Raw genomic sequence first — 13,144 nt, forward strand, 5'->3', positions numbered from 1 at the left:
TTTAAATTTAAAAATGGCTTTTTATTACTACTTAATACACTGGTAAATAATGAAAATAATCATACTCGGTGCTGGACAGGTTGGCGCCACGCTAGCTGAAAACTTAGTAGGCGAACAAAACGAAATTACCGTAGTAGACATTGACGGTAATCGTATACGCGAACTGCAAGATAAATACGACCTTCAAGGTGTAATGGGCCACAGTGCTCACCCTGATGTTTTGCGCCGCGCCGGCGCAGACGATGCCGATATGATTATTGCGGTAACCAGCTCAGATGAAGTAAACATGGTGGCGTGCCAAGTGGCGTATAGTATTTTTAATACACCCACTAAAATTGCCCGAATTCGCTCTGAGCAGTATTTAAAATACCGTGAAAAACTTTTCCAAAACGATGATTTACCAATCGACCATTACATTGCCCCAGAAGCGTTAGTTACTAAGTATATACGCCGCTTAATTGACTACCCTGGCGCATTGCAAGTATTGCAGTTTGCCGATGGTATGCTCTCGCTAGTTGCAGTAAAAGCCTATTACGGTGGTTTATTAGTGGGCTATGCCTTATCTGCATTAAAAGAGCATATACCCAATGTAGAAACTCGCGTTGCAGCTATTTACCGTCAAGGCAAAGCAATTAAACCGCTCGGTACAACCGTTATTGAAGCCGACGATGAAGTATTCTTCATTGCGGCAACCAAACATATACGCGCCGTAATGAACGAACTGCAGAAGCTTGAGCGTTCATATAAAAAAATAATGATTGCCGGTGGCGGTAACATTGGTGCAGGCCTTGCTCGCTCTCTTGAAAAAAATCACACCGTTAAGTTAATAGAACGCAGTAAAGAACGTGCTGAACAGCTTTCAGAAATGCTCGACAACACGGTAGTATTTTGTGGCGACGCCTCCGATCAAGAACTTCTTTCTGAAGAACATATCGAACAAGTGGATGTGTTTATTGCCGTTACCAACGACGATGAAGCCAATATTATGTCGGCCATGCTTGCCAAACGCATGGGCGCGCAAAAAACCATGGTGCTTATTCAACGTGGTGCGTATGTAGACCTAGTTCAAGGTGGCGAAATAGACATTGCCATATCGCCGCAACAGGCAACAATTTCTGCATTGTTAACCCATGTACGTCGAGGTGATATTGTTAACGTGTATTCATTGCGTAAAGGGGCTGCAGAGGCTATTGAAGCAGTTGCTCATGGCGATGAAAACACCTCCAAAGTAGTTGGCCGTGCAATTGCCGATATAAAACTACCAGCCGGAACAACTATTGGGGCCATTGTGCGTAACGACGATGTACTTATTGCCCACGACGACACCATTATTATGTCGGGCGATCACGTGATTATGTTTTTAATTGATAAAAAACATATCAACGTAGTAGAAAAGCTCTTCCAAGTAAGTGCTATATTTTTATAACGCATCAAACACAAAAAAGCCGCTGAACATGGCGGCTTTAGTGGAGTATGATTGGGGCTTATCAATGCTACTGTACTTTGGCAAATTCTTCTTTAGAAAGCTCACCATTTCCATCTGTGTCTAAATCTTTAAAAATTTTCACTAGTTGTGAGTTTACTTGAGCTTCTTCCATGCTGATAACACCGTCACTGTTGCTATCAAACGATGCAAAGTCTACCGCTGCATAAGCTGCTGAAGAAGATGCTAAAACTAAAACCGCAAGTGTTGTATTTAATGTTTTCATAGTGATGTTCCTAGTAAAATGAGAAATCCTTTTCTAAGATCCCTGTCTGTGAAAAATAGCTAAACCAATACCGGTTAACTTTAAAATTTTGCAAACTCGTCTTTAGACAGCTCACCGTTACCATCTGTATCTAGCTCTGTAAACTCAGCCATTAAATCGGTGTCTATTGCCGCTTCACTTGGGCTAATTGCTCCACTGCTGTCGGTATCTAAACTGTCAAAATCTGATGCTGCAAACGCAGCTGAAGAAGACGCTAATGCAATAAGTGCTAATGCTTTATTTAAATGTTTCATAACTTAATCCTTCATACTTAATGTTCTATCAAAAAAATGGGCTTATTACCTTTTAAAATGGTTTCACTTCCTTGTTATCCTTTTTCGTAAGCTCCCTTGCCTACTTAGGTTGTCTTTGGCAACTCAGGACTCCATTTACTGAATTTAGGCTTTTGAAAACTCTTCTTTTGATAACTCACCATTTTGGTCTGTATCGAGCTCTGAGAACATGCTCATTAATTTTGCATCAACTGATGCTTCGGCTTGGCTAATTGCACCATTACCGTCTACATCGAGTGTATTAAAGTCAGAGCCTGCAAAAGCGGCTGACGAAGAAGCGAGTGCGATAAGTGCTAATGTTTTATTAATGCGTTTCATAGTATGTATCCTTCAAGTTGTATGTGAGTGATTGGTACTTACTGTTAATCACGTTTTTCGATTAGTACAACCAGACTATTACAACTTAAATGCCAATATTTATTAGTTTATATTTTTCAGTGTCTTACGTGTTAAATACTGAAAAAAGTGCAAATTTAAGCATTATTTTTGTAGCTATTTAGCAACGCTGGTTTAATTAAAAACTATAAGTTATTAAAAATCAGATATTTAGGTTTAATGTAAAAAACCACAAAGCGAAGTTATTTAAATGATCAAGGTGTAATTAGGTATTGAGCAGGAAGTTTTAAACTGAACAAGGTGTAAAAATAAAATAAAATATAAAAAATTTGAATGCTATATCTCTGTTTTTATTTAATAAAAAATAATAATTTAGAGGTTGGTAATTTATTTTCGTTCATAAAGTAAAAAGTCGCTATTTTGTTGCAAAATAGCGACATTAAAACCTAATCGGCATCGAGTTCTATCATAGCGGGGTCAATAAAGTGCTCTTTCATAAAAGCTTTCATCTCTTCTTTACTGGCTAATAACTTAATACCGCAACGCACGCCTGCATTATGATCTTTCACGCTGCACACTTCGCCTTCAAAGCCTTTACTATTACTACCTAATACCACAGTGCATTGTGAGTCTTTGATGCTTTCTAGATCTGCGTCAGTTTTTACATCAAACATAGCCCCCGTTAGCGAAATATCTTTTATAACACCATCGAGTACCTTGTCATCACTGAGTTTAAGTTTTGCAGGTAATAGAGTTGGAATACGTGTTTGCGAACGTAAACTAAATAGCTGAACTTGCTTGGGGTAGTTTATAAAAATCAGCCTAACGGGGTGTGATGCAATAGATTTAATTTGCTGTCTAAACGCAATTATTTGTCCATCGTCACCCTCTATTAATGCTCTTACAACGACGGTGACGCCATCTCGTAAGTAATCATTTCCACCCGGTAAACGTTTGGCTGTAGGGAAGTTTAAAATAATAAACTTTTCATCAAGCAAGCCTACCATTTCTGTTTTCACGCGCTTACTGCTAGTGGGTGTTAATATTTCTAAGTCAACTAAACTGCCAACCGGTATATTATTTAATTTATCTGCATGTGTTGCTGGCATATCCATTCCATAAACATAGTAGTAAAACGTTGTGTTTTATCCGCGCCAAAACGTAGGCGTAAATAACACAAGCAAAGTAAAAATTTCTAGTCGGCCAAATACCATTGCAATAGTCAGCAACCATTTAGCGCCGTCGGTTATTGCACCATAATGCGACGCAACATCACCCAACCCTGGGCCTAAGTTATTTAAACACGCTGCCGTGGCCGAAAACGCCGTAATATTATCCATTCCCGTGCCCATAAGCGCCAGCATAATAATAATAAATACTAAGGCATAGGCAGAGAAGAACCCCCATACAGCTTCTACAACCTTATCGGGCAATGCTTTACGGCCAAGTTTGATTGAATAAATAGCACGAGGGTGCACTAGGCGGTTTAGCTCACGTACGCCTTGCAGGTAAAGTAAAAACACGCGCACCACTTTCATACCGCCCCCAGTAGACCCTGCACAACCACCAATAAAGCTCGAAAATATTAATAAAATAGGTAAAAACAGCGGCCATGTTGAAAAGTTATCGGTAGCAAAACCCGCCGTTGTACTCATTGATACCGCTTGAAATAGTGCTTGGTCAAGGGTTTCATCACCATTGGCGTATATCTCGTTCGACGACAACACAGTAAAACAAATAACCACCAGCGCCAATTGAATGCATAAAAATACTTTAAACTCGGGGTCGCGAATGTAGACCTGCACGTTCCGGCTTGCCACCGCAGCGTAGTGCAAGGAGAAGTTAATAGCGGCAATGATTAAAAAGAATACACAAATAAAGTTAATAACCGGGCTGTCGAAATGGCCCATAGAAGCATCATAAGTCGAAAACCCACCAATGGCGACGGTAGAAAACGCATGACAAATGGCATCAAACCAGTCCATTCCCGCCGCCCAATACGCCAACATACAGGCAATGGTTAACGACACATAAATATACCAAAGGTGCTTTGCGGTATCGGCTATGCGAGGGGTCATTTTTGAATCTTTTACTGGGCCGGGGATTTCAGCACGATACAACTGCATTCCACCAACACCTAGCATGGGCAGTATTGCAACAGCTAATACAATGATCCCCATACCGCCAAACCACTGTAATTGCTGGCGATAAAACAGCACTGACTTAGGTAAATATTCAATCCCCGTCAGCACCGTAGCGCCTGTGGTTGTTAAACCCGAAAAGGCTTCAAACACCGCATCAGCAAGGGATAAGTTAGGTTCTTGTAAAAAGATAAGAGGCAAGGATGCGAATGCCCCCAGTACCAACCAAAACAAAACCACAATTAAAAAGCCTTCACGCGCTTTTAAATCCCCGTTTTCATGTCGGTTTGGGTAATACGCTATTAAGCCAATAATAATACTGAAAATAAACGCTAAAACAAAAGGAACACCACCACCATCTTTATAAATTAAAGACACCACAGCAGGTGGCACCATGGTAATACTAAACAGCGCAACAAGTTGCCCAAGAATTTTTATGATGGTACGAAATTGCATTTAGCTAATCGCTTTTATTATTAGTAAATTCAGGCTCAATTGCGTTAGCCTGGTTAAATAGAATGAATATGCATTATATGCAACTTGTGTAGGTTATTACTCTTTAATAGTTAACTCAACTGCGCCGTGACTTAAATCAAAAATATCTTTAATTGCTTGCTGTGCTTGGCGGCTATCAATGGTGATCACCCAATCAATATTAGCAGTAAATTGCTTTTCAATGTTGAGCACTTGGTAGTGCGTTTTAAGTAGCTGCTCAATTGCGCCTTGCATACTGTATTCACTACTGCCAATTAGCTCAACACTTGGAACTTTAAGTACGGTGTCTAATTTGGCTAATGCATTATTTAACGACCCGCCATAAGCTCGTACTAACCCGCCAGTTCCAAGTTTAATCCCTCCAAAATACCGGGTCACCACGGCAGTAACTTCACCAAGTCCCGATCCCACCAGCACATTTAACATTGGTTTGCCGGCCGTACCATTGGGTTCACCATCATCTGAAAAACCATACACGTGGCTGCCACCGGGGTTACCTGCCACATGGGCCCAACAATTATGCCGAGCATCGCTGTATTTATCTTCAATACTTTTAATAAAAGCTTTAGCTGCGGCTAAATCGGGAGTGTGTGCAATATGCACAATAAACGTGCTTTTTTTAATTTCTTCTTGGTGAAACACAGCACCGGCTGGGTATTTATATTCTGACATATTTTACTTAACCAAAAAAATGGGGCCATTAGGCCCCTTCTCTTGCTAACTTATCACTTAATCTAAGTGTAAGTCGCGCGTCATATTTTCTAAACTATCATCGTGCACAATAATGTTATCTTCAATACGAATACCTCCATAAGGTTTAAACGCTTCAACCTTATCCCAGTTGATGTATTGCTTGTTGTCGGTTTGCGCTAAATCACCTAACAACGAATCAATAAAGTACAAGCCAGGTTCAATAGTAAACACCTGATTTTTCTCTATCATACGTGTACAACGTAAAAATGGATGCCCTTCTGGAGATGCTTGATGAGTACCTTTGTCGTCACTCATAAAGCCGCCCACATCGTGTACTTGTAAACCAAGGTGATGCCCTAAACCATGCGGAAAGAAAGTAGAGGTGATTTTACGCTCTACAATATCTGCAGCCGGTAAGTTAACTATATTAAAGTCGCTAAGAATTTGCGCTATGCGGTTATGACACTCAACATGTAAGTCGCCGTAAAGCATACCTGGCTTTAATCCTTTGCCTAATTCGATTTGCGTCGTCGTCATTGTATTAACTAGCTCAGCAAATTCACCCTGCATTTTGAAGTCATAAGTACGCGTTATATCTGCGGCGTAGCCGTTAAAGTTTGCGCCAGCATCAATTAAAAATGAGTTATGCGTTTGCGGTGCGTTTGGCTCAAAATGAGTGTAATGCAAAATAGCGCAGTTTTCGTTAAGCGCCACTATATTGCCATACGGCATTTCGTTTTCGCTTTGGCGTGTAGCCATAAGGTACGCTTGTTGAATATCAAACTCACTACCACCATTAAAAAAAGTGTCGCGTGCAGCTTTATGGCCATCAACCGCTATGCGGTTAGCATTACGTAAACACTCAAGTTCATACTGCGTTTTGTATGCTCTATTAAAGTGTAAATAGTTAAGCACGGGCTCTGGGTTCATTATGCTAAAGCCAAGTGCTTGAGCTACTTCTATGTATTCGCCCATGTAAGCGTACTTTGCTTTGTCATAAGGAAGTAGCTTTTCAACCTGATCGGGTTGTAACAATAGTTCTATATCAAAATACTCAGCCCAAAAATCACGTGGTTCGTCAGGTACTTTATGCCAAAAATCAACAGGACGATAAAAAATAAGCTTAGGTTTGTCGCTACCATTAACAACAATCCAGCAATGTGGATTATCAATAACAGGTAACCAAGCTTTAAAGTGAGGATTAACTTTAAACGGGTAATACATGTCGTCTAAAAATTGGCGCTTTGCTTGGCCAGAGTGAATAACTAATCCTTCTAACCCTTCGCTTTCGCAAATTGTACGAGTACGCTGCTGCAGTGTTGCAATATGTTCGGCGTATAAAACGGCTAATTTATCCATTGTTAATCCATCTGTTAAATTTAACTTGCTTTGAGTCTACCACTTATAGCTATTACGCTCAAAAAAGGGGGATGGCCCACTGTGAGCACAATCCCCCTTATTTAAACTTATGTTTACTAACCGCCTATTTTCATTTCCAGTATGGGAGCCAGTAAATTACCCTCTCGGCCCATACGAGTATGATATACCTGCCTGTAAGCAAATACATTTTTGACATAATCGCGTGTTTCTCTATACGGAATAAGCTCTATCCATAACTCTGCTGGCATTGCATCATCAGGCACCCAACGTTTTATACGATGGTAGCCTGCGTTATAAGATGCTGTAGCAAGTATCTCGTTACCATGATTTTTCTTTTTCAAGTAACGTAAATAACTGGTACCTAGCCTAATATTTGTTTTAGGTTGATATAATCGACTATTAGACACACTGCCTTTATTTACATACTTAGCAGTACTTGGCAGTAATTGCATTAAACCTCGAGCATTCGCACTTGATCGCGCGTCAGGAGCAAATGAGCTTTCACGCCTTGCAATAGCAATACTCCAAGCTACATCTATTTTATTACGCTTGCTGTAGCGCTCAAATATGTCTTGAAAAGCAAATGGAAAACGTTGTTCAACATTATCCCAGGCTTTTATTTTTGCGAGTGTGAATATCGTGCTGTCGTGCCATCCCAAATTGGTAGATAAAACAGAGGCTGCAAGCTTTTCTTCTTCATTTGAAGTGTTTGTTAAGTAATTCCATTCACGTCTCGCTGAAGTAACACGATCTAACTCATATAATGCTTTTGAACGTTTAAAACCAGGGGCATTACTCACCTTTGCGATTAATTGCTCACTAACCACTTTTGGTTGATTATTTAGATCAACCGGCAAGCCTAGACGCGCAGCGGCTAAAAAACCATAGTAGTCTCGGTTAGTCGCAATACTTTGCCACATTTTTTTAGCTGTTTGATCGTCACCGCGTTCTGCATAACTATACGCAAGCCAATATTGCTGACCTAAGCTAAGATTTTCTTTGCCTGTAAAAAACGCAGCAATACCTGCCCAATCTTGGGTTTTAAGCATGTTACCAAGCTGCCATTGCATTAATTTGTTGTCTTGGCGCTCTTTTGGCACTTTGTTTAACCAAAAACTGGCTTGCTTATGTCCGCTAGAAGCAAGTGATAAAGCAAAGGTGTAGTATAAATCTGCCTTTTCTTTATCGCTGTAGTTAAACATACGCTCTATTTTTTCCCATGCGCGCAGCGCTAGTTCTTTGTCGCGCCAAATTAGACGCTTAACACCATAAAGTGCAATTTCACCCTCTTTAGGCGATTTATTTTTATAGCGATATAATCCCGCCGCAGCGCTTGGGTCGCGGCGAACCTTTAAATATAAGTCAGCAAGGTAACGCTCATTTTTTGGTAAAAGTGTTTTTAAATAAGGTAGTAGGCTTTGCGTTCCGCCTTGCGCGGCAAGTGTAATTCGTTGCCATACAGTATCGGAATTCATATAGCCTTTTTTGCGCCAGTACGAGAATAACGAATCGCACTCCTTAGGTTGCGACTTTCCCACCGTCCATAAATCAGTCACCTGATTTAAAATGGCTTTTTCTGGGGCGCCTAAATCTAATTGATACCCCAAATATGTACAGGTGTATTCAGCGTTACTGGTGTCGCGGTAATTACGAATATACGCCGCTTTTCTATTATTTTTTTCAAGATACTCCAGCCATACTTTACGAACGGGCCATTCAAGTGGCGTATGCTGATATATATTTAAGTAATCTTCTATTTCTGCTTGATATTTTATGCTCGGGTTTCGTTGCCAGTATGTTTTTTCTACATACGGTTTTAGTGGGTGGTTTAGGTTATTAACTACGTTTTTAAACTCGCGGTAACTTGCGTTGCGTACTTTTTTTTCAGCATCTAAAAATGCGTCGTTATCGATGCTAGCCTCGGCAGAATAAAGAGGAAAAATAAAAGCAGCTGCCGAAAAACTAAATAATTGTTTTTTCATAATGTCCTTTAATAAAAAATTAAAGTAGTGAATAAAAGCTTTTTCACCACCTTAGCACCAAACCAGCTATATTTTAACCAGTCGTTTGTAACCGAGTTAAATTTTTCGTTGCATTTTCTACTCAAAGCAAGCACACTGATTGAAATGCAAACTCATCGTACCAGTCTTAGTTCGTCAACTAGGGAGAATAAAATGTTATATAAAAGCGATTCCTTTGAAGTTAGCTTCCTAAAGGAAAACATCGCCGAGTTTAAGTTTTGTGTTGCAGGTTCTGTAAACACATTATCTCAAAAAACTCTTTCAGATTGTGCAGCAGCATTAAAAGAATTAGCTGCTAATTCTGATATCAAAGGCATGGTTTTTACCAGTGATAAAGACCACTTTATTATTGGCGCCGACATCTTCGAATTTTTACCTACATTTACTAAACCTGAAGAAGATTTAGTCGTGTGGATCAAAAACGCAACTGACGTTTTTGATGCAATTGAAGATCTTCCATTCCCAACTCTAAGCGTTGTAAACGGCTTAGCACTTGGCGGCGGATGTGAGTGGGCACTTGCTACCGATTATCGTGTTGCAAGCGAAAGCGCTAAAATGGGCCTACCAGAAGTTAAACTTGGCATAATGCCTGGGTTTGGTGGCACAGTGCGCTTACCACGTATCATTGGCGCAGATAACGCCATGATGTGGATCACTTCTGGCGCTGAAAACCGCGCAGCTGACGCCCTTAAAGTAGGTGCGTTTGACGCAGTAGTTAGTGCTGACAAACTTTTAGAGTCAAGTGTAGCAACACTTGAGTTAGCGATTGCAGGCAAGCTAGATTGGCAAGCAAAACGCAACGCAAAACTACAGCCACTTAAATTAAACCGTGTTGAGCAAGGTATGAGCTTTGCTATGGCAGAAGGTATGGTAATGGGTAAAACCAAAGGCCACTATCCTGCTCCGGTTATGGCAGTGCGTACTATTAAAGCAGCGGCAAACTGTACTCGCGATGAAGCAATGGCAATCGAAAATGCTAACTTTGCAAAACTTGCGCGTACCAACGAAGCGGCAGCGCAAACGGGCATTTTCTTAAATGACCAATTCATCAAAGGCAAAGCACGCAAACTTGCTAAGCACAGCGATGTAGAAATTAAACAAGCTGCAGTATTAGGCGCGGGTATTATGGGCGGCGGTATTGCATATCAGTCTGCTTATAAAGGCACACCAATCATAATGAAAGACATCCAACAAGATGCGCTTGATTTAGGTATGGGTGAAGCGTCTAAATTATTAGGTGCAAAAGTTAAGCGTGGCCACATGCCAATGGAAAAAATGTTGGCAACACTAAGCAAAATTAAGCCAACACTTAACGATGCAGACCTACAAGACGCTAACATTATTGTTGAAGCCGTTGTAGAAAACCCTAAAGTTAAGCAAGCAGTATTAGCAGACCTTGAAAAGAACATGCCAGAAGGCACTGTACTTACATCAAATACGTCGACTATCTGTATTGACCTACTTGCTGAAGCACTTGATAAACCAGAAAACTTCTGTGGTATGCACTTTTTCAACCCAGTGCCAAAAATGCCATTAGTAGAAATTATCCGTGGTGCAAAAACGTCAGACAAAACAATTAACGCAGTCGTTGATTACGCCCTTAAACTTGGCAAGTCTCCTATTGTTGTAAACGATTGCCCAGGCTTTTTTGTAAACCGTGTTTTATTCCCGTACTTTGCAGGCTTTAGCAAATTAGTGGTTGAAGGCGCTAACTTTGCAAAAGTAGATAAAGTAATGGAAAACGTATTTGGCTGGCCTATGGGTCCGGCTTACCTACTTGATGTTGTAGGTATTGATACGGCTTATCATTGTACTGGCGTAATGGCGGACGGTTTCCCTGAGCGTATGGCACGTGCAGAAAAAGATCCGGTAACTGTTTTTGCTAACGAAAAACGTTTTGGTCAAAAGAACAAAGCAGGTTTTTACAAGTACGAAACAGACCGTCGTGGTCGTCTTAAAAAATCAAGCGATGCAACAGCCGTTGAGCTACTAGCGCCAATTACTGATGCACCAAAAGAATTCGATAAGCAAGAAATCATTGACCGTTGTATGATTCCAATGATCAACGAAGTACTTCTTTGTTTACAAGAAGGCATTGTTGCTTCTCCACAAGAAGCTGATATGGCACTTGTTTACGGCGTTGGTTTCCCTCCATTTAGAGGCGGCGCGTTCCGTTACTTAGATCAAACTGGTTTAGCTAACTTTGTTGCAGCAGCAGACAAGTACGCTCACCTAGGTGCGATTTACCAAGTATCAGAGCAAACTCGCAAATGGGCTGAAGAAGGCCGTGTTTTCTATAAGGTGGAAGGTTAATATCATGAATAATCCAGTAATTGTAGATTGTATCCGCACACCAATGGGTCGCTCAAAAGGCGGCGTATTTAAAAACAAGCGTGCGGAAGACTTAAGCGCTCATTTAATGAAGGGCTTACTAGAACGCAACCCAGCGGTTGATCCAGCATCAATCGACGACATTTATTGGGGTTGTGTACAGCAAACATTAGAGCAAGGCTTTAACGTTGCACGTAACGCATCACTACTTGCGGGTATTCCACACTCAGTACCAGCAACCACAGTTAACCGCTTATGTGGTTCGTCAATGCAAGCATTGCATGACGCAGCACGCGCCATTATGACGGGCGCTGGCGACACTTACCTAATTGGTGGTGTTGAGCACATGGGCCACGTTCCTATGACTCACGGTAACGACTTTCACCCAGGCTTAGCAACTTCAATTGCACAAGCGTCTGGCTCTATGGGTTTAACAGCAGAATACCTTGCGACTATTCACGGTATCAGCCGTCAGCAGCAAGATGAATTTGCTTATCGCTCACATCAACGTGCACATGCTGCAACAGTTGAAGGCCGTTTCCGCCGCGAAATTTTAGCAATGGAAGGTCATGCAGCAGATGGTTCTTTAATTTTAGTTGAAGATGATGAAGTAATTCGTCCTGAAACAACAGTTGAAGGTTTATCTCAGCTTCGCCCAGTATTTAACCCTGCTTCGGGTTCAGTAACAGCCGGTACGTCTTCAGCACTATCTGATGGCGCATCAGCTATGTTAGTAATGAGCGAAGAAAAAGCAAAAGAGCTAGGTTTACCAATTCGTGCGCGCATTAAAGCAATGGCGGTTGCTGGTTGCGATCCATCAATCATGGGTTACGGCCCAGTACCAGCAAGTAAAAAAGCACTTGCCCAAGCTGGTATCACTATTGATGACATCGACGTAGCTGAGCTTAATGAAGCCTTTGCTGCGCAATCACTACCAGTACTTAAAGACTTAGGTTTAGCTGATGTGGTTGACGAAAAAGTTAACTTGAATGGCGGCGCTATCGCACTGGGTCACCCTCTGGGTTGTTCTGGTTCGCGTATTAGCACCTCGCTAATTCACTTAATGGAAGACAAAAATGCTAAGTACGGTTTAGCGACAATGTGTATTGGTTTAGGCCAAGGTATCGCAACTGTATTTGAGCGTGTTCAAGACTAATACTCTTAACACGTAAACCATCTTGGTGAGTAAAAAGGCGCACTGACGAAAGTTAGTTCGCCTTTTTTATTTGCCAAATTTTAAGGCGCTATACTAACGCAATTTAGATTTGTGTTGTTGTGATCGGGTTTATAATTTAGCGTTGATATAAATAAACTGAAGTTTAAACTGATCCAGATCTAAGTAAAATAGTTAATATATACTTAAAATTACGCTAAACTTTGGCGCAACAAAAAATCTGACTACTCGTAAAGTCACAGATTTGAAAACTATTTACAGGCATACGTACTATGAATTTTGATAATCCCGATCACCAATTAGATGCCATTGGCCTTCGCTGCCCCGAGCCAGTAATGATGGTACGTGCTGCTATTCGTAAAATGAACGACGGTGAAACACTGTTAATAACCGCTGATGACCCATCAACCACCCGTGATATTCCAAGCTTTTGTGTATTTATGGATCACACGCTGGTGGCTAAAGATGCCGATGAAGCACCGTATAGATATGTGGTGAAGAAAGGGTTGTAAAGTTCTCAGTTCTCAGTTCT

Annotated in this window: 12 protein-coding genes; 4 read left to right on the plus strand and 8 right to left on the minus strand. The window is 41.0% G+C overall.

Annotated features, from left to right (window positions below; translation table 11 throughout):
- Positions 1 to 49: 49 nt before the first annotated feature.
- Complete coding sequence (gene trkA / locus CWB65_RS17660; protein ID WP_006793999.1) at positions 50 to 1,426, plus strand: Trk system potassium transporter TrkA; 1,377 nt, start codon at positions 50 to 52, stop codon at positions 1,424 to 1,426.
- 67 nt (positions 1,427 to 1,493) lie between these two features.
- Here trkA and CWB65_RS17665 read toward each other — a convergent pair whose 3' ends face one another.
- The 8 genes from CWB65_RS17665 to CWB65_RS17700 form a co-directional block, all read right to left on the minus strand.
- A complete protein-coding gene (locus tag CWB65_RS17665; protein WP_006793998.1) occupies positions 1,494 to 1,709 on the minus strand; it encodes an EF-hand domain-containing protein in 216 nt (71 codons plus the stop codon).
- An 80-nt stretch (positions 1,710 to 1,789) separates the two neighbouring features.
- Positions 1,790 to 2,002 carry a calmodulin gene (locus CWB65_RS17670; protein WP_006793997.1) on the minus strand — a complete coding sequence of 71 codons (213 nt, stop codon included), beginning with the start codon at positions 2,000 to 2,002 and terminating at the stop codon, positions 1,790 to 1,792.
- 144 nt (positions 2,003 to 2,146) lie between these two features.
- Positions 2,147 to 2,359 carry an EF-hand domain-containing protein gene (locus CWB65_RS17675; RefSeq protein WP_006793996.1) on the minus strand — a complete coding sequence of 71 codons (213 nt, stop codon included), beginning with the start codon at positions 2,357 to 2,359 and terminating at the stop codon, positions 2,147 to 2,149.
- A 464-nt stretch (positions 2,360 to 2,823) separates the two neighbouring features.
- Positions 2,824 to 3,486 carry a flagellar brake domain-containing protein gene (locus CWB65_RS17680; RefSeq protein ID WP_138741114.1) on the minus strand — a complete coding sequence of 221 codons (663 nt, stop codon included), beginning with the start codon at positions 3,484 to 3,486 and terminating at the stop codon, positions 2,824 to 2,826.
- A gap of 36 nt (positions 3,487 to 3,522) precedes the next feature.
- The gene (locus CWB65_RS17685; RefSeq protein ID WP_008130797.1) at positions 3,523 to 4,974 is read right to left on the minus strand and encodes a TrkH family potassium uptake protein; all 1,452 of its coding nucleotides are present in this window, start codon (positions 4,972 to 4,974) and stop codon (positions 3,523 to 3,525) included.
- Positions 4,975 to 5,070: 96 nt separating this feature from the next.
- Positions 5,071 to 5,685 carry a YigZ family protein gene (locus CWB65_RS17690; protein ID WP_006793993.1) on the minus strand — a complete coding sequence of 205 codons (615 nt, stop codon included), beginning with the start codon at positions 5,683 to 5,685 and terminating at the stop codon, positions 5,071 to 5,073.
- A gap of 57 nt (positions 5,686 to 5,742) precedes the next feature.
- Positions 5,743 to 7,065 carry a Xaa-Pro dipeptidase gene (gene pepQ / locus CWB65_RS17695; RefSeq protein WP_008130795.1) on the minus strand — a complete coding sequence of 441 codons (1,323 nt, stop codon included), beginning with the start codon at positions 7,063 to 7,065 and terminating at the stop codon, positions 5,743 to 5,745.
- 116 nt (positions 7,066 to 7,181) lie between these two features.
- Positions 7,182 to 9,068 carry a transglycosylase SLT domain-containing protein gene (locus CWB65_RS17700; protein ID WP_138741115.1) on the minus strand — a complete coding sequence of 629 codons (1,887 nt, stop codon included), beginning with the start codon at positions 9,066 to 9,068 and terminating at the stop codon, positions 7,182 to 7,184.
- A gap of 192 nt (positions 9,069 to 9,260) precedes the next feature.
- Here CWB65_RS17700 and fadB point away from each other — a divergent pair, with 192 nt between their 5' ends.
- From fadB to tusA, 3 genes are all read left to right on the plus strand, one after another.
- A complete protein-coding gene (fadB, locus tag CWB65_RS17705; protein ID WP_008130792.1) occupies positions 9,261 to 11,420 on the plus strand; it encodes a fatty acid oxidation complex subunit alpha FadB in 2,160 nt (719 codons plus the stop codon).
- A gap of 4 nt (positions 11,421 to 11,424) precedes the next feature.
- A complete protein-coding gene (gene fadA, locus CWB65_RS17710) occupies positions 11,425 to 12,594 on the plus strand; it encodes an acetyl-CoA C-acyltransferase FadA (protein ID WP_008130791.1) in 1,170 nt (389 codons plus the stop codon).
- Positions 12,595 to 12,884: 290 nt separating this feature from the next.
- Positions 12,885 to 13,124, plus strand: coding sequence for a sulfurtransferase TusA (gene tusA, locus CWB65_RS17715; protein WP_006793987.1), 240 nt, complete (start codon positions 12,885 to 12,887; stop codon positions 13,122 to 13,124).
- Positions 13,125 to 13,144: the final 20 nt, after the last annotated feature.

This window comes from Pseudoalteromonas sp. S554, assembly GCF_005930865.1.
Classification (GTDB): domain Bacteria; phylum Pseudomonadota; class Gammaproteobacteria; order Enterobacterales; family Alteromonadaceae; genus Pseudoalteromonas; species Pseudoalteromonas marina.

Bases quoted from the DNA above. Each gene is read 5' to 3' on its own strand.
- tusA (WP_006793987.1), top strand. From the start codon at position 12,885: ATGAATTTTGATAATCCCGATCACCAATTAGATGCCATTGGCCTTCGC.
- pepQ (WP_008130795.1), bottom strand. From the start codon at position 7,065: ATGGATAAATTAGCCGTTTTATACGCCGAACATATTGCAACACTGCAG.
- trkA (WP_006793999.1), top strand. From the start codon at position 50: ATGAAAATAATCATACTCGGTGCTGGACAGGTTGGCGCCACGCTAGCT.
- CWB65_RS17685 (WP_008130797.1), bottom strand. From the start codon at position 4,974: ATGCAATTTCGTACCATCATAAAAATTCTTGGGCAACTTGTTGCGCTG.
- CWB65_RS17670 (WP_006793997.1), bottom strand. From the start codon at position 2,002: ATGAAACATTTAAATAAAGCATTAGCACTTATTGCATTAGCGTCTTCT.
- fadA (WP_008130791.1), top strand. From the start codon at position 11,425: ATGAATAATCCAGTAATTGTAGATTGTATCCGCACACCAATGGGTCGC.
- CWB65_RS17680 (WP_138741114.1), bottom strand. From the start codon at position 3,486: ATGCCAGCAACACATGCAGATAAATTAAATAATATACCGGTTGGCAGT.
- CWB65_RS17700 (WP_138741115.1), bottom strand. From the start codon at position 9,068: ATGAAAAAACAATTATTTAGTTTTTCGGCAGCTGCTTTTATTTTTCCT.
- CWB65_RS17690 (WP_006793993.1), bottom strand. From the start codon at position 5,685: ATGTCAGAATATAAATACCCAGCCGGTGCTGTGTTTCACCAAGAAGAA.
- fadB (WP_008130792.1), top strand. From the start codon at position 9,261: ATGTTATATAAAAGCGATTCCTTTGAAGTTAGCTTCCTAAAGGAAAAC.
- CWB65_RS17665 (WP_006793998.1), bottom strand. From the start codon at position 1,709: ATGAAAACATTAAATACAACACTTGCGGTTTTAGTTTTAGCATCTTCT.
- CWB65_RS17675 (WP_006793996.1), bottom strand. From the start codon at position 2,359: ATGAAACGCATTAATAAAACATTAGCACTTATCGCACTCGCTTCTTCG.